General features: G+C 67.3%; 14 protein-coding genes and 2 pseudogenes. 6 read left to right on the forward strand and 10 right to left on the reverse strand.

Annotation, left to right across the window (positions count from 1 at the left end):
• Positions 1-1,028: MFS transporter (locus QCD75_RS17200; protein ID WP_301230599.1), on the forward strand; the 1,028-nt coding region annotated here is incomplete at its 5' end.
• Positions 1,029-1,128: 100 nt separating this feature from the next.
• Positions 1,129-3,849 (forward strand): hypothetical protein, encoded by a 2,721-nt coding sequence (locus QCD75_RS17205; protein WP_301230600.1) that lies wholly within the window; start codon positions 1,129-1,131, stop codon positions 3,847-3,849.
• Between the two features lie 54 nt (positions 3,850-3,903).
• On the opposite strand, the pseudogene QCD75_RS17210 reads toward QCD75_RS17205, so the two are convergent.
• Positions 3,904-4,320 (reverse strand): annotated as a pseudogene (locus QCD75_RS17210) (substrate-binding domain-containing protein); the annotation flags it as partial.
• Between the two features lie 27 nt (positions 4,321-4,347).
• On the opposite strand from QCD75_RS17210, the pseudogene QCD75_RS17215 reads away from it, so the two are divergent.
• Positions 4,348-5,249: pseudogene (locus QCD75_RS17215) on the forward strand (rhamnulokinase); the annotation flags it as partial.
• 38 nt (positions 5,250-5,287) lie between these two features.
• On the opposite strand, the gene QCD75_RS17220 reads toward QCD75_RS17215, so the two are convergent.
• The 8 genes from QCD75_RS17220 to QCD75_RS17255 form a co-directional block, all read right to left on the reverse strand.
• Positions 5,288-6,592 carry an LssY C-terminal domain-containing protein gene (locus QCD75_RS17220; protein ID WP_301230602.1) on the reverse strand — a complete coding sequence of 435 codons (1,305 nt, stop codon included), beginning with the start codon at positions 6,590-6,592 and terminating at the stop codon, positions 5,288-5,290.
• Positions 6,593-6,713: 121 nt separating this feature from the next.
• Positions 6,714-7,814, reverse strand: coding sequence for a DUF7800 domain-containing protein (locus tag QCD75_RS17225; protein ID WP_301230604.1), 1,101 nt, complete (start codon positions 7,812-7,814; stop codon positions 6,714-6,716).
• Positions 7,811-8,179 carry a hypothetical protein gene (locus QCD75_RS17230; protein ID WP_301230605.1) on the reverse strand — a complete coding sequence of 123 codons (369 nt, stop codon included), beginning with the start codon at positions 8,177-8,179 and terminating at the stop codon, positions 7,811-7,813. Before QCD75_RS17230 ends, QCD75_RS17225 begins: the two co-directional genes overlap by 4 nt.
• Before the next feature lie 84 nt (positions 8,180-8,263).
• Positions 8,264-8,572, reverse strand: coding sequence for a hypothetical protein (locus QCD75_RS17235; RefSeq protein WP_367400668.1), 309 nt, complete (start codon positions 8,570-8,572; stop codon positions 8,264-8,266).
• A gap of 210 nt (positions 8,573-8,782) precedes the next feature.
• Complete coding sequence (locus QCD75_RS17240) at positions 8,783-9,202, reverse strand: type II toxin-antitoxin system VapC family toxin (RefSeq protein WP_301230607.1); 420 nt, start codon at positions 9,200-9,202, stop codon at positions 8,783-8,785.
• A 3-nt stretch (positions 9,203-9,205) separates the two neighbouring features.
• Entirely contained in the window at positions 9,206-9,730 is a 525-nt protein-coding gene (locus QCD75_RS17245) for a hypothetical protein (protein WP_301230609.1), read from the reverse strand.
• Positions 9,731-9,930: 200 nt separating this feature from the next.
• A complete protein-coding gene (locus tag QCD75_RS17250; RefSeq protein WP_301230611.1) occupies positions 9,931-10,407 on the reverse strand; it encodes an NUDIX domain-containing protein in 477 nt (158 codons plus the stop codon).
• On the reverse strand, positions 10,407-11,042 hold the full coding sequence (locus QCD75_RS17255) for a hypothetical protein (RefSeq protein WP_301230612.1): 636 nt from the start codon (positions 11,040-11,042) through the stop codon (positions 10,407-10,409). Before QCD75_RS17255 ends, QCD75_RS17250 begins: the two co-directional genes overlap by 1 nt.
• 203 nt (positions 11,043-11,245) lie before the next feature.
• Between QCD75_RS17255 and QCD75_RS17260 the strand changes: the two genes are divergently transcribed.
• Entirely contained in the window at positions 11,246-12,454 is a 1,209-nt protein-coding gene (locus QCD75_RS17260; protein ID WP_301230614.1) for an alanine racemase, read from the forward strand.
• Positions 12,455-12,475: 21 nt separating this feature from the next.
• On the opposite strand, the gene QCD75_RS17265 is transcribed toward QCD75_RS17260, so the two are convergent.
• Positions 12,476-12,967: an MBL fold metallo-hydrolase gene (locus QCD75_RS17265; protein ID WP_301230616.1), complete on the reverse strand. Its 492-nt coding sequence runs from the start codon at positions 12,965-12,967 to the stop codon at positions 12,476-12,478.
• A 148-nt stretch (positions 12,968-13,115) separates the two neighbouring features.
• Here QCD75_RS17265 and QCD75_RS17270 point away from each other — a divergent pair, with 148 nt between their 5' ends.
• Both QCD75_RS17270 and QCD75_RS22250 read left to right on the forward strand, forming a co-directional pair.
• Complete coding sequence (locus tag QCD75_RS17270) at positions 13,116-13,679, forward strand: NAD(P)H-binding protein (RefSeq protein ID WP_367400671.1); 564 nt, start codon at positions 13,116-13,118, stop codon at positions 13,677-13,679.
• Between the two features lie 7 nt (positions 13,680-13,686).
• The gene (locus tag QCD75_RS22250; RefSeq protein ID WP_367400669.1) at positions 13,687-13,857 is read left to right on the forward strand and encodes a hypothetical protein; all 171 of its coding nucleotides are present in this window, start codon (positions 13,687-13,689) and stop codon (positions 13,855-13,857) included.
• Positions 13,858-14,126: the final 269 nt, after the last annotated feature.

Genomic DNA, 14,126 nt, shown 5'->3' on the forward strand with positions numbered 1-14,126 from the left:
ACCGCTACGGCCGCAAACCCGTCCTGATCGCCGGCTGGGTCATCGCCCTTCCCGTTCCACTGCTGCTGATTATCGGACCGAGCTGGGGCTGGATCGTCGCCGCCAACGTGATCCTGGGCATCAGCCAGGGCCTCACCTGGTCAACCACCGTGGTGATGAAAATGGACCTCGTAGGACCCTCCAGGCGGGGCCTGGCCATGGGCCTGAATGAGGCCGCCGGGTACCTCGGCGTCGCCGCGACCGCCCTCGCCACCGGCTACATCGCCGCCAACTACGGGCTGCGGCCCGGACCCTTCCTGCTCGGCGCTGCCTACATCGCCCTGGGCCTGGGGCTGTCAGTCTTCGCCGTGAAGGAGACCCGGGGCCACGCCCGGCTGGAGGCCGCCAACCACGTCTCCGCCCATTCCGGCGCCCACGGACAACTGGGCAACCGGGAAATCTTCGCCCTCACCAGTTTCTGGGACAAATCCCTGTCCTCGGTCAGCCAGGCCGGCATGGTCAACAACCTCAACGACGGCCTCGCCTGGGGCCTCTTCCCCGTCCTGTTCGCCGCCGCCGGACTGACGATCGAAAAGATCGGCATCCTCGCCGCCGTCTACCCCGCCGTCTGGGGCGCAGCACAACTCGTCACCGGGGCACTGTCGGACAAATACGGCCGGAAATGGCTGATCGTCGGCGGCATGCTGGTCCAGGCCGCCGCCCTGGCGATGATAGCCGTCGGCCACGACTTCGGGATCTGGCTGACCGCCGCCATATTCCTGGGTCTCGGAACGGCCATGGTCTACCCCACCCTGCTCGCGGCCATCAGCGACGTCGCCCACCCGGCCTGGCGGGCACGTTCGGTGGGGATCTACCGGCTCTGGCGCGACGGCGGATTCGCCGTCGGCGCACTGCTGTCCGGAATCATTGCGGACGCATATGGCATACCAGCCGCCGTCGGAGTGGTCGCAGGACTGACAGCGCTCTCTGGCCTCCTCGTGGCCGTCCGGATGCGCGGCACCGACCACCACAGCCACCGCCCCGACTAGCGGAGGCCCCCGCGCCAGGTCAGCGCGCCCGGCCATTGCAATCCGCGGCCGCAGGGTCCAATATCGAGTTCAGTCCGGTTGACGGCATCTGCGGGGCGTGATGAGCGAGATCAAGAACTCAGCCGGGCTCGTTCCGGACGCTGTAAGCCTCGACGGTCTCACGGAGATTCGTGTGCACGGCGTGGGCGGCACACCACCGGAGAATCTCCTCGGCGATCTGCGGCCGACGAGGGTCGCAGGCGACCGCATCGCCGGGTTCTATCGGACGGGCGACGCCCGAGGCCGCCACCGTGAGGCGTACTCGTGGGGCGGACTGACTTCCCACTCCCCGCTTCGGGTGCTGTGGGCGCCACTGCTGCCGTCGATGCTTGCCAACATGGCCGGGTGGATGGCGCGGCGCCGGGTGATGTCCGGCGAGGCGGAGGCAACTGCAGAGCCGACGACGAGGGTGTTCCGGTGGTTTGCGCGCCTCGCCGCCCTCGCCCTGACCCTGAGTACCGCGATTATGGTCACGATGCCCAGCCTGGATACGTTCGCCTACCAATGCCTGGGGCAGCAGCAGTGCCGCTCCCGGCTGTGGGGCACCCCGCTGCTGGATTTCCTGGCGCCGTACGACCGTCCCGGCGTCCGGCTGGCCGCGGGCATCATCGCCCCGGTTGCCGTCGCGGTTTTCTTCTACGTTATGGCCTCCCGCTCGCGGACCAGCTACGAAGGCGTTGAACCGCCGGCACCGGGGGCGGCCAGGCCCGTGCCATATGGCCGCTGTGCCGCGGCGCAGGCGGGCGGGTTGCGGAGCACTGACTTCTGGTCGGGGCGGCGGTGGCACCAGCATCTTTCCGAACTGCACCTGGCGGCCGGTGTGGCAGTGACGTCGGGGACGCTGGGCTGGTGCGTGTCCGAACTCGGCCGGCGTACGGACCTCACCGCCACGGATGCCCAGGTGACGGCCCTCGCGGCCAGCGCGGCCTCAGCCGTCGTCATCGCCGTTGTCATCGTGATGCTCGCATCGGACGAGGCACACGAGCCGCTCGCGCGAGGAACGCTCTGTGCTGCGATCGGCACCCTGCTGGCCTCGGTCGTTGGCGCCCTTGCCCTGCCCCTGGCACTAAATGATGCCGGCGCCGGGCAGGTTGCCGCCCAGCCGGCCGGCGTCCTGCCGGGCATCGTTGCCTCGGTCGCTGCCGGCTGGACGCTCACTCTCGGGTTGCTGGTCCCCTTAGTGTTTCAGCTGGTTGCAGCGTGGGTCATCCGGTGGCGGAACGCGCTGACGGTCGAGCAACGCGGGCCCGGGCGGATGAAGCGCCTGAAAGCGAAGGCGCGCGGCTCCCTCAGCGTGTTCCCGTGGGCGGCGCCCCTGGTCCTGAATGTCGTGGCCCTGATCCTGGCCAACACTGTGCTGCTGTCCTTGATGATGCTCGTCGCTGAGGGGCTCGGAACGATCGAATACGGGCCCGGGCCCCCGGGAGCGCCCGGTTCAGGTCCAGCTCCAGGCGATGCGGGCCCGGTGCTCTGGGTGCCGAAGGCGGTGGCGTCCATCGCGTCCATTCTGGCCCTGGGTCTCATCGGCGTGCTGGTACTTTTCGCGGCGGCCGCGGGGGTGTGGCTGGCGGTCACGTCGAGGCAGCGGGCAGCAACCCTCGTGGTCGAACTCCACCGCGACTACGACGAGGCGGAGGCAATGCCGGCCGGTTCGGCCGGGGAAGCCCCCGCGCAGGCAGACGGGACCTCCCGGAACCGCCGGGACGCCTGGACGGTGTCGGCGTTTGAGCCGGCGCCGTTCAGCCGGCACCGGGCCGCAACCACACGGGCAGGCGTCGGAATGCAGCCCAGTCCCTGGGTCCGCAAGGTGGCGGGGATGCGGCTGATCGGCGAGTACGCCCCCGCGCTGGCGGCATACCTGATGATTGCGGTCGCCGGGTCCGCCCTGTTGGGGGCGGCGCTCTTCGCCACCCAAGTCTTCGTGTTGGGTCAGGACCCGCCGTTCCTGAACATCGGAGTGGCCACGTGGATCAGTGCATCCTTGCCCATTGTGTACGGGGTGGTGCTCAGGCTCGCGTTCCGGCAGGAGAAGTGGCGCAAGGTCCTGATGTCCCCGTTCGACGTCGGCACGTTCTTCCCGCGGTCGTTCCACCCGTTCGCCCCGCCCTCCTACACCGAGCGGGCGGTGCCCGAACTGACACGCCGGATCTGGCGGCTCCATGACAACCAGGGCCGGGTGGTGCTCACCGCACACTCGCAGGGCAGCATGGTGGCCGCCGCCGTGCTGGCGCGCCAGTCCGCCCGCCACGAAGAGAAGACAGTCGGCCTGGTGACCCTCGGTTCGCCGCTGGCGAAGCTGTACCGTTGGGCGTTTCCCGCCTTGGTCAGCGACCGGCTCCTACAGAACTTCGCGGCGGGCACCGCAGGCATTGGTCCAATCCGCTGGCGCAACGTCTACTACGAGACCGACTACATCGGTGGACCGGTCGCCACGGTGGACTGGCCGGCGTCCACAGCGACGGACCTACGCCTTGTCGACCCGCCGACGGACAAATTCGTGTTCGCCCAGCCGCTGCCGCAAATCCTGAGCCACACGGGCTACTGGGTTGATGCCAGATTCTGGCAGGAGGTGGACAGGGTCTGCGACGACATCGCGGCGGCCCCCGCGGCTTCCCCAACGCCGGGCAGCCCTGGCACCGGCGGGGCCGAACCGACCCGCGGATTTCCCCGGGAAACGCCTGCGGGAAAGGAGACGGCACCCGGAAGCCTGGCTGATGACGGCCGGCCGGGTTCCGCGGACACCATCGCGCCTGACCCCACGGCGCCCCTCCAGTACCGGTAGGCATTCCCGACACCGCTGCGTCTGCAGCGGTGTCGGGAATGCCATCCGGCGCCCTCAGGCCTGGGTGGACGCCCGGACCACCAGTTCAGGAGGAAAAACTACCTGGCGTGGGACGAACCCGGACTCCTGGCTGGCATCCCGGAGCAATAACTCCAGGGCGGTTGAACCAAATAGGGCGCTGGGCTGGCGGATGGAGGACAGCGGGACCACGGCTGCGGCCGCGAATTCGATATCGTCGTAGCCAATCAGCGCTATTTCCTCTGGCACCCGGACGCCGCCCATCAGCATCAGGCCCTGCAGGACACCGACCGCGAGCAGATCGTTGGCCGCGAAGATCGCATCGGGCCGGGCCGCCTCCTGGCGGATTTTCTCCGGTCCGCCCACGAAAGCGATTCGTTGCCGGCCAACGGACAGCAGGTGCGCGACGGCCATCTCACCGCCGGCCAGGTCGTCGACGGCGACCGACGAGAATCTCAACGCGTTCCTCCTCACGGCCCGGCCACCAACGCCTCCACCACCGGGCTGTTCGATGCTGTCGCGGGGGAATGGACCACGGAGTTCCTGACCGCCCTGAAGCTGCCGGTGGACTTGTCCCGCCGCTCATCCAGCCCGGCGAAACCATCGGCACCCTGCTGCCGGCCATCGCCGCCCGGACCGGGCTGCGGGGGGAGACTGCGGTGATCGCGGTCGGCTCACACGACACCGCCTCGGCCGTTGTCGCCGTCCCCGCGGAGACCCGGGACTTTGCTTACATCTCCTCCGGCACTTGGTCCCTGGTGGGCGTCGAACTCACGCACCCCGTCCTCACCGAAGCCAGCAGGGCAGCCAATTTCACCAACGAACGTGGCGTCGACGGCACCATCCGTTACCTGCGCAACGTCGGCGGCCTCTGGCTGCTAAGCGAATGTCAGCGCACCTGGGCGGCCGAGGGCCACCGCCCGGAACGCGCAGAACTGCTGGAAGCGGCTGCAACCTTGCCCCCGGGCGGACCGCGGATCAACGCCGATGACCCGGCGTTCACCGCACCGGACAACATGCCGGAGCGGATCCGCGCCGCCGCCTGCAGGGCCGGGGCCGTCCTCCCGGACGAGCCCGCCGCGATCGTCCACTGCATCCTTGACAGCCTCGCAGCCGGTTACGCCCGGACCATCAGTGACGCCGAAAGGCTCGCCGGCCGGGCCGTCTACGTCGTGCATATCGTGGGCGGTGGATCGCAAAACAGGCTCCTGTGCCAGCTCACTGCCAACGCCACCGGCGAACCTGTCATCGCGGGGCCGGTCGAAGCCACCGCCCTCGGCAACGTGCTGATACGGGCCCGTGCCGCCGGCGCAGTCCGCGGGGGACTGGCCGAGCTAAGGCGGCTCGTCTCCGGGGGAACCAACCTTGCACGGTACGAGCCCGAAGCGCGCAACAGCAAACTGCTGCCGGCCCGGCAGAATCACCGCGATTCGGCCACGACGCCGGACGGCGCCACCGTTCCCTGGCAGTGCCTCCGCGCAAACGTGCGGGAACGCTGGCTTGAGAGGGCGATGATAAGGAGGATATCCAGGGAGAGGCCCACGAGGTTTGTCTCCAGGGCCACACGTGGGCCGCCGTTGAGCACGTCTGCGGCCTGTATGAGGATGGCAACAACGCTGAGCAGCATGGCCGTGACCCTTGAGCGGTTTCCGCCCCGGAGGACGAGCCAGGCCAAAACGATCTCGCCCGCAGCAAAGACCGCAATGACCGTCACAACGGCCGGTAACAGCAAGCTGTCCGTTCCTGCGCCCGCGGCGGGGTTGCCGCCCAGCTGCAATGACACGGCCAGGGCGAGGGCTGCGATACCGCGCAGGCACAGGAGAACGCCGCCGAAAAGGGTCGGGGCAGGGCACCTGTTCGAACCGTCCGTCTGCGAGCGGTGCGTCTCCGCGGGGGCGGTGCCAAAGTGCGTGAGGTCAACGACCGGCAAGTTTCCGTCCGTTGAAATCGTGTCACCTCCGCCGTTGCGCGCGTGGTAACCGGTGGAAAAATCCCGGATGACGGCCACTTCGGCTTCGGGTACGGCCCGCTTCAGGGTTGCCAGGACATGGTCCCGTTCGTCGTCGGTGTTCTCCTCGATCTTGTGCGTGATCTGAAGAGTGAACAGGGACAACCCAACCGCGCGGTCATAGGTCCCGGCCGCCAGCCAGTCGACACGGACGCCACCCGGCAGCACCCACCCTGGCGGGCAGTGCCAGAATCGGATGTGGTGCCGCTTGCCCGGATTCCCGTCGACTTCCTGCTGATAGGCGAAGTCCTGCTGGCGGCCAAAGAGGAAAAGCGGGCTGACCGGCGCCTCATCATAGCTTCCGCGCATGAGGGTTGAAGCGACTATCCGCCGGCTGCTGGCCAGATTGACGTCGTCGGCCTGGGTCCAGCCGGCCCGGCGCATGGCGGCATGTACCTGATCTTCCGTTGCGAGCAGCGCCATGTTGACCGGGTCACCCAGCAGTCCGTCGCTGGTCCGGGCCCGGCCAATGAAGTAGCCGGGAAGGTAGATCCTGGTCAGAATCCAATGGATCCGGGGCAGCACCAGATACGCCAGCGCGGCCCAGAAGACGATCGAGAACCACAACCGGCCCCATTGCAGGCTTTCCTGCAGAAGGATCGTCGCCAGCCACACGGCGGCCACGCCACTGAAAATAAACAACCCCGTGTCCAGCATGGTGTCCGCGTCCGGTATCCGGCCGCGGCGCCTCCCGCCCCGACGTTCCCCACCGGTCATATTTCCAACCTTTCACCGCCGGGCGCGGTTCGCCGCGGAGCGATCGTGACGGAGGAGACAGCGTTCAGCCCGGGATGCAGGGGGTCGCCGCTGTCCACCACGCCGGTCTGCCACCACAGGTTCAGGGCATCCGGCGCCACCTCCAGGCAGGCCAGATTCTTGCCCTGACGCCGGACCAGCGGGTGCCCTGGGACACCGCCTTATTCCAGGACTCGACGTAGTGCAGGCCCATCGGCAGCAGGAACGGCAGCGGTGTCGCCACGAGCAGGTGTCGGAATCCGCCGCGCATCCGGGTGTCGACCCACGCCATTTCCGCCTTGTCAACCAGGGCGCGGTGGTCCGGCGTCAGGTCGCGGGCAGCGCGGGAGTCCACCACAATCAGCCGGGTGTCACCGAAATCCCGGCAGTGGCTCCATCGGTAGGATCCCGGGTCCTGATCAGCCCGATCTGCGAAATTGTCCAGCGCCGCGCCCTCGTCGATCTCGTTGTCCTCACCCTTGTGCGCGGTGATCCGCTGCCAGATGGCGTCCCCGGCGCGCTCCTGCGATGACAGGTTCCCCAGATGCTGGTAGACCCAGTACGACGCCAGCCCCGCGACAATCCGCTCATGCCACCACGAGGTGGCTTCCATTTTTTCTTCCAGCTGAGCGAGGTATTCCAGTCGTCGCGGATGTCGTGGCCATCGAAGATCAAGGCGCTTGGCAGGGCGGACAGCAGCCACCTGTTCGCGGTGTCTGACCAGGCCAGGAAGTACGGGTGGGCGTACTCCTCGAAGTCTCTCAACTCCCTCGCCCGGCGGTGCCTCGATATCCCGCCGGCTGCGGATGAACTCCTGCAACTGCTCGCTGGTTAGGTCGGCGTACACCTGGTCGCCGAGGAAAGCCACCAGATCCGGCCAAGGCACGTCACCGCCAGAGGCCATCCGCAGCGGCTTGCCGGTCTCTAGCGTCGCAATCATCGACGCCGGGAACCCGGACTCCGGGTCGGGCCAAACCCGTGTTCCGTTGACGTCAAGGGCATAGGGCGTCACTGTTCCGGGCACAAGTCCGTCCAACTCCGCCAGCGCGCAGTGGTGGCCGTGAACCGTGAAGGTGCGGGCGGTCCAGTCCCTGCTGTCGCGGACCAGGACCCGGGCAGCCGACCGGGTTTCCACCCAGATACTCGCCGAGGTCCAATCCACGTCCCGGATCATGGGGCCGAGCACCACGGCAGAGGTCGTCATGACTCAGTTCTACCTGCTCGGCCCCGGTGCGGCCATGGCCTGGCGGAAATGATCCTGCGGGCTTTTTCGTCCCGGGGTCCGGGGGCCCGGGACAGTGGACGGGTCGGCTGCTCAGCCGCGACGGCCAGTGCGTAGCTTGCCGTGGCGTAGGCGAGGGCTCCGGACATTTCCTTGGGTAGGTTCGAGTCGGTGTTGCTGATGGTGTCGTAAGCCTGGTGGTAGCAGGAATCGAGTTTCCTGCCGGCGGCGCCGCCATAGGACTGCACCTGGGCCTTGGTCTTCTTTTCCACAGCGCCGCTGAACAGGCCGCCGGCGGGGATGCCGGCCTGCAGGAACGCGTCTTGTGGATCCGGATGAATCCGCAATAGCGCCTGCCTGTGAAAATGCTGTGCGAATTGGCCGGGAGGGATCCCCGGCGCCATAGCCGGTGGGGGAGTGTCGCCCTCCGGTCAGCCGCCGGCACCTGAGATGGCCGTTTGAACCCGGGCGAGCACTTCGGACGGCGGTCCGTCGGCAGGGATGCTGGTGAAACAGGGGAATTCGGGAAGTGACTGGTAGGCGTCGCGCAAGGACTCCAAGTCCTCGAGGCGCTCTGCCTCGGTGCCTCGCGCGAGGACCCGCGCGTGGGCCTCGCGGGGTTCAACGTACAGGTGGATGATGTGGTCGGGCTGTGGGAGGGTGCGGATGAGGAACGGAAGGAAGCGTCCTCTGGGAAGTCCGTGCATCTCGCGCAGCGCGAGCCCTTTGGCGATCAGCATAGTTTCCGAGGAGCAGGGCGCTGCTCCCCGCCTGGCCCGCGGCTTCGACGATGGCCTCGGCCGCCGTCGTTTTTCCTGAGCCGTCAATTCCGGTGAGCACAATCAGCAAGCACTCTCCTTGTGGTGGGTGGGTGTCGGGCCGCTACCTTCCAACTAGTGAAGGCGCCGGTTGATCCCCTTGGTTGACCCCGGGAGGTCTGGACCAGCGGGCTAAGTCGGATTCCACTGCCCCGGTGCCAGCAGTTCGTCGGGCGCCGCAAGCCTGACCAGACCTGCCACGGCCCGGGCGAGTCCGGCGTCGAGTGTCACGAAGGCGTCCGCCTGGACTTGGGTCAGCGCGACGTACTCGGCGTCGAAGGTCTCATCCCATCCCAACTGGTCCGCGAGCTTCCACGCAGCGCGCTGCAGCACCCGGTCTCCGAGGAGCCTGATCCGGAGGCCCTGGAGGTAATCAAGTCGGCTTTCCGCCTCGCTCCGGGCCAGCTCCCCGCGCCGGACCGCCTGGTAGAGAAGCGAGAGCACGTGCGAGCGAAACAGCGTTGGGGCCACCAACTGGTGCGTGCCCGCTATACAGGCCCGGTCCCGGGCGAGCCGCAGGGCCACATCCGGGCCGATCACGTATCTGGTCATCGGTCAGAGGTTGTGCGCCAGCAGTTCGAGCGCGATGACTACCAGGCTCAACACTACTTCGGCGAACATGATGAGGGCTTTGTGGCGGAACGGCAGGTCGAGCCGCCGGATCGCGAGGTAGCCGACGACGAGGAGTGTCACCACAAGGATGACGGTTGCCCACTGCAGTGCCACAGCCGTTGACCAGAGTCCCAGGCCGGCCGCCGTGAGGAGGAGGAGCGGAGTCACCAGGACGCTGAGGGCCTCGGTGCTGACGGCGATCATGTGGTGGAGTTCTTGGCCGCTGGGGAGTTCGGCGTGGACTGTCAGGTGGCTCAGCAGGTCGGCGACGAAGATCCCGAGCAGGGAACCGACCACCACGATGCTGAGCGTTGCCGCCGCGGCGCCGGGCGTCGTCTCGTCGGCGTGGCTGCTGAGGGCCAGCACTACGGCCAGGCTGGTGAAGCTGATATAGACGCGCTCCTTGAGGCTCTCGGCGCGTTGGCGGGCAGTCGGTTCACGCCGTCCGGTCGGTTCGACCGCATTCATGGAGGGACTCCTTTCTGTGCGTGGAGTGTCTCTGCGTGCTGTGGGATCGTCAGGCGCCGGGTTCGCTGAACTTCTCAGTCTGCGCGGCATCATCTTTGCCTTTCGCTCGCTTCCGGGAGTGCGGATTACCCAAGAATGGCAGTCTGCTGCCGGGCCAGCAATGGGTTGTGAAAGTAGAAGAGTGACCGGGGCCGGGTCTGTCAGGTGCCGCGGCTTCCCAGATGCTGGATAAGCCCATCAAGGATGGGCAGTTGGCCGCCGACCAGCTTGGTGCGGGCTTCAGGCACACCGGTCCATTTGGCATCGTCAATCTCGGGGTAGCTACGGACAACGCCGGAGCCCTTCGGCCATTCCAGTGCGAAGGTGTTGCTCACGATTATTTCGGGGGCAAAGTCGGACTCGGCCGTGTAGACCGTGATGATCTTGCCGGAGGGTTGCCGGAAGTCGCCCAGCCGGACGTACTCTGCGGGCGGTGCCGCAGTTCCCATTTCTTCGGCGAACTCGCGGAGAGCGGCGGCCAGCGGGTCCTCGTCCGGGTGGTACTCGCCTTTGGGAATCGACCAGGCGCGGTGGTCCTTGTGGGACCAGAATGGGCCGCCCATATGGGCTATCCACACCTCCATTTCCGATCCGGGGCCGCGCCGGTAGAGCAGTATGCCTGCGCTCCGAATGGTCATCAGTCCTCCACGTTTCCGGGGTGCCCGGCAACCGCGGTCCCGCCGTCCGTCCCGGCATCGAGGTCCGGGAGGAACTGGCGGTTCCTGATCCGTGATTCGCCGAATTCGAGCGCCAACGGCTCAATCTTCCAAGGTCCGGGGTCCCTCGTCTTGGGGCGTCCCACGGCAATGTGGGGTGTCCAGTGGGGATACCTGAAGCCAAGTGCCCGTGAGCTGAGGATGAAGTCATCGATGTTGTCCACCAGCAGACCGCTCAACAGTTCGTGCAGCGCCTTCACGAGGGAGACCTGAAAGTCCCGGACATGTTGGGGCACCTCAACCTCCAGGCCGCTCACGCGCCCTCCGCCGAGCAGGACCAGCCTCTCGGACCTGGCGGAGAAGCTTCCCAGCACCGGCAGTCCCCCCAGCCAGGAAACCGCCGTGCTTGCTGCGTCCTCCGCCGTTGTGATGCCCTTGGTCCATTCCGCGATATCCTGGGCGAAGTCCGCGAGGATGCCGATGTGCAGCAGGGTCAGATGGAGCCCCTTTTGCCTGCGGAGTGCTTTGACATGGCTGCCCAGTTCCTCATAGTCGGAGGGCCCGGAGCCAATGCTAAGGACGGGCACCTCAACGGTGATGCGCGCTGGCGCGAGCATGCGGACCCCCTCCCGTCCGTGCTGGGCTGTGGTTCTTCGAGCCATTATCCTCCCGGGCGGGCCGTGGTGGGGGTGCCATGAGAAATGCCCGGCAGTTCGGGACCGGGAAGACGCCATGACACAATCGACGCACCGCCCTTGCCGGATTCCCGCTGACGCCTCCGGAGAGCGCGGGGACTTGTCCCATGACTAAAAGGAGCCTCGTGAGCAGCCCGACCCAGCGTCAGAGCGAAGCCGACCGGGATGTCCCTGCCACGATGGTTACCGCCCCGGCATTTCCGCAATTGCGGCTCAACATCGATGCCCTGGAAAACAACATCCGTGTGATGGCAGCGTGGTGCCGGCAACGGGGCATGGAGCTGGCCCCCCATGTCAAGACAACGATGTCGGCACCGATCATCGAGCGGCAGGTGGCGTCCGGCGCCGTCGGGGTCACCGTCGCCACCGTGGACCAGGTCGCGTCAGCACTGAAGTGGGGACATCAGCGTGTTCTCGTCGCCAATGAGATCGTCGACCGGTACGGCCTTCTGCGCCTGCGCACCTGGCTGGGGGAAGACTCCGGGCGGGAAATCCATTGTTTCGTCGATTCGGCCGCCGGCGTTGAGGCGGCGGCCCGGGTTTTTGCCGGGGCGGCCGTCTCCCTCAAGGTGCTGATCGACGTCGGAACCCCGGGCGGCCGCACCGGAATCAGAGATCTCCACGAGGGACTTCGCCTCGCTGAGCTGGTCCACGGCACGCCCGGGCTGCGGCTCGCCGGTGTTGCGGGGTACGAGGGGGTTGTTCCCAACAGCCGGGCGGAGTCCACGATCGAGGCCGTCGACCGGCACTGCAGACTGGTTCGGGACGTGTATCTTGCGGCCGCAAAGTACTTTGAGACCGCCACACCCATCTACTCCATGGGCGGGTCGGCATTTCCGGACCGCGTCGTGGAGCACCTGCCCGATGACAGCCAGGTGCCCGGCACCAGAAGGCTTCTCCGGTCGGGCTGCTATGTCACCCACGATCACGGCACCTACGCCGGGGTCAGTCCGGTTCCGGGACTGGTTCCGGCGCTGTCGGTCCGGGCCGTCGTCCTGTCCGCCCCCGAGGCGGGAATGGCCGTCGTCGGGGCCGGCAAGCGGGACCTGCCGTACGACGCCGGACTGCCGGTCTTCCTGTCGGCCCACACCGCGGAGGGCGCCCCGCAAACGGGTGCAACCGCCGTTGTACGCAACCTTTTCGACCATCACACAGTCCTCACCGGAGTGAGCAGGGTTGGCGTCACGGATGTGGTCGACTTCGGGATTTCGCACCCGTGCTCCGCCTTTGACCGCTGGCCGGAATACCTCGTCACCGACGGCAACGGACACGTCACCGATGTGTGGCGCACGGACTTCCACCGGGCGTCCCTGTCCACAACCCCGCTGCCGTGACCCCAAACCTCTTGGCGACCGCTATCGGCCCATTGCCCGGGATAGGAGAAGCCGTGCGGACTGGGCTGCGGCCTCCCGCCGGCATGGACCGTTCCAGATGATGAACCTGGCGGACCGGTGCGCCCCGCGGCGGCCGGCAGTCCGGGCGGCCGCGGCCCTGACTGCCTGCAGATCCCCAACACCCATGGGAAGGGGAGCCTCGTCAGGATGCCGGGTCGAGCCCAGCGGGAAGTCCCGGAACGGCCTGACGGACATTTCGATGTGCGCACCAAGGACAGCCCTGACCGGATGCGCCGCGGCATAGTCGCAAAGCGTGTTGAGCGACGCCTGAAAGGCCGGAAAGTCCTGCACATAGAGCCGGCCCGGGTACACCGTGTCGCCGGTCAGCAGGACACCGGTCGCCTCGTCGTAGATGGCGACGGCGGAGGGATGGTGCCCCGGCGCCGGGATCACCTCAAGGACCCGTCCGCGTACTCTCTGCTGAACGTATTCATGCGGCGGCGAATTTGGCATGGGTGTCAACCAACCCTCTGGAAAGGACCACCATGACCATCGTTATCACCGGCGCCACCGGCCAGCTCGGCCGCCTTGTTGTCGAAGCGCTCCTTGAGCACAATGTACCGCCGCTCAGATTGTTGCCGACGGCCGGGATCTGGCCAGGATCGGCGACCTTGCCGGCCGGGGCGTCCAGGTCCGGCCTGTCGACTACAACGACCCGGATTCCCTGCGCCAGGCCTTTGCCGGCGCTGACAAGGTGCTTCTGATCTGCGGCAGCGAGGTCGGCCGGCGGCTTGCACAGCACCGGAATGCCATCGAGGCCGCCAAGGACGCCGGCGTTCGGCTAATCGCCTACACCAGCATCGCCCACGCCGGCAGCACGGACATGGAGCTGGCCGCTGAGCACGAGGCCATCGAAGTGGCCCTGGAAGAGTCCCGACTGCCGTACACGCTGCTCCGCAACAGCTGGTACCTGGAAAACTACACTGACCAGCTGGGCAGCTACCTCCAGCACGGCGCGGTGCTCGGCAGCGCCGGTGACGGCCGGGTCAGTGCCGCCACCCGCGCGGACTATGCCCTGGCTGCGGCAGCTGTGCTGCTCCGGGATGACCAGGCCGGGAGGGTTCACGAGCTCGGGGGAGACGTGCCGTTCAGCCTCAGCGAGCTGGCCGAGGAAGTCACCGCCGCCACCGACAAGCCGGTGAAGTACCAGGACACAGTATGCTGAGGTCCTGGTGGGTGCCGGCCTGCCGGAGGGCTATGCGGCCATCCTGGCGGACAGCGATCTCGGCATCGCACGCGGCGAACTGCTCGTGACCAGCGGTGACCTCAGCACGCTGATCGGCCGGCCGGCAACGACCATGCGTGAGGCGGTTCAGGCGGCCGTGCTTTCCCCGGCCGGCTGAATCAGCCGACGGACGGCCAAAGGGGCCGACGACGGCTGGGGGAGAGAACCCCGGTCTCAGAGGGCTCTCAAGCGTCGCCGGCCCCGTCCCGCGCCGGGCTACAGCTCCGGCAAGCAAAGTACGGCCAGCCCGTGCGGCGTTTTAGTCGCGCAACGTCTACTACTATTCAACACCTTGGGTGCAAGTATCGGGGGAGATATCTGCGGCCGGCCCACGAGGCGCAGACGGCCGAAGAGTTTCATCCTTTCCGGGTGACGGCACCCGTCCGG

The sequence above is a fragment of the Arthrobacter sp. PsM3 genome (genome assembly GCF_030433895.1).
GTDB lineage: Bacteria > Actinomycetota > Actinomycetes > Actinomycetales > Micrococcaceae > Arthrobacter.

Coding starts and splice junctions, on each gene's coding strand:
- QCD75_RS17205 (WP_301230600.1), top strand. CDS start 1,129: ATGAGCGAGATCAAGAACTCAGCCGGGCTCGTTCCGGACGCTGTAAGC.
- QCD75_RS17220 (WP_301230602.1), bottom strand. CDS start 6,592: ATGACCGGTGGGGAACGTCGGGGCGGGAGGCGCCGCGGCCGGATACCG.
- QCD75_RS17225 (WP_301230604.1), bottom strand. CDS start 7,814: ATGACGACCTCTGCCGTGGTGCTCGGCCCCATGATCCGGGACGTGGAT.
- QCD75_RS17235 (WP_367400668.1), bottom strand. CDS start 8,572: ATGCTGATCGCCAAAGGGCTCGCGCTGCGCGAGATGCACGGACTTCCC.
- QCD75_RS17240 (WP_301230607.1), bottom strand. CDS start 9,202: ATGACCAGATACGTGATCGGCCCGGATGTGGCCCTGCGGCTCGCCCGG.
- QCD75_RS17245 (WP_301230609.1), bottom strand. CDS start 9,730: ATGAATGCGGTCGAACCGACCGGACGGCGTGAACCGACTGCCCGCCAA.
- QCD75_RS17250 (WP_301230611.1), bottom strand. CDS start 10,407: ATGACCATTCGGAGCGCAGGCATACTGCTCTACCGGCGCGGCCCCGGA.
- QCD75_RS17255 (WP_301230612.1), bottom strand. CDS start 11,042: ATGCTCGCGCCAGCGCGCATCACCGTTGAGGTGCCCGTCCTTAGCATT.
- QCD75_RS17265 (WP_301230616.1), bottom strand. CDS start 12,967: ATGCCAAATTCGCCGCCGCATGAATACGTTCAGCAGAGAGTACGCGGA.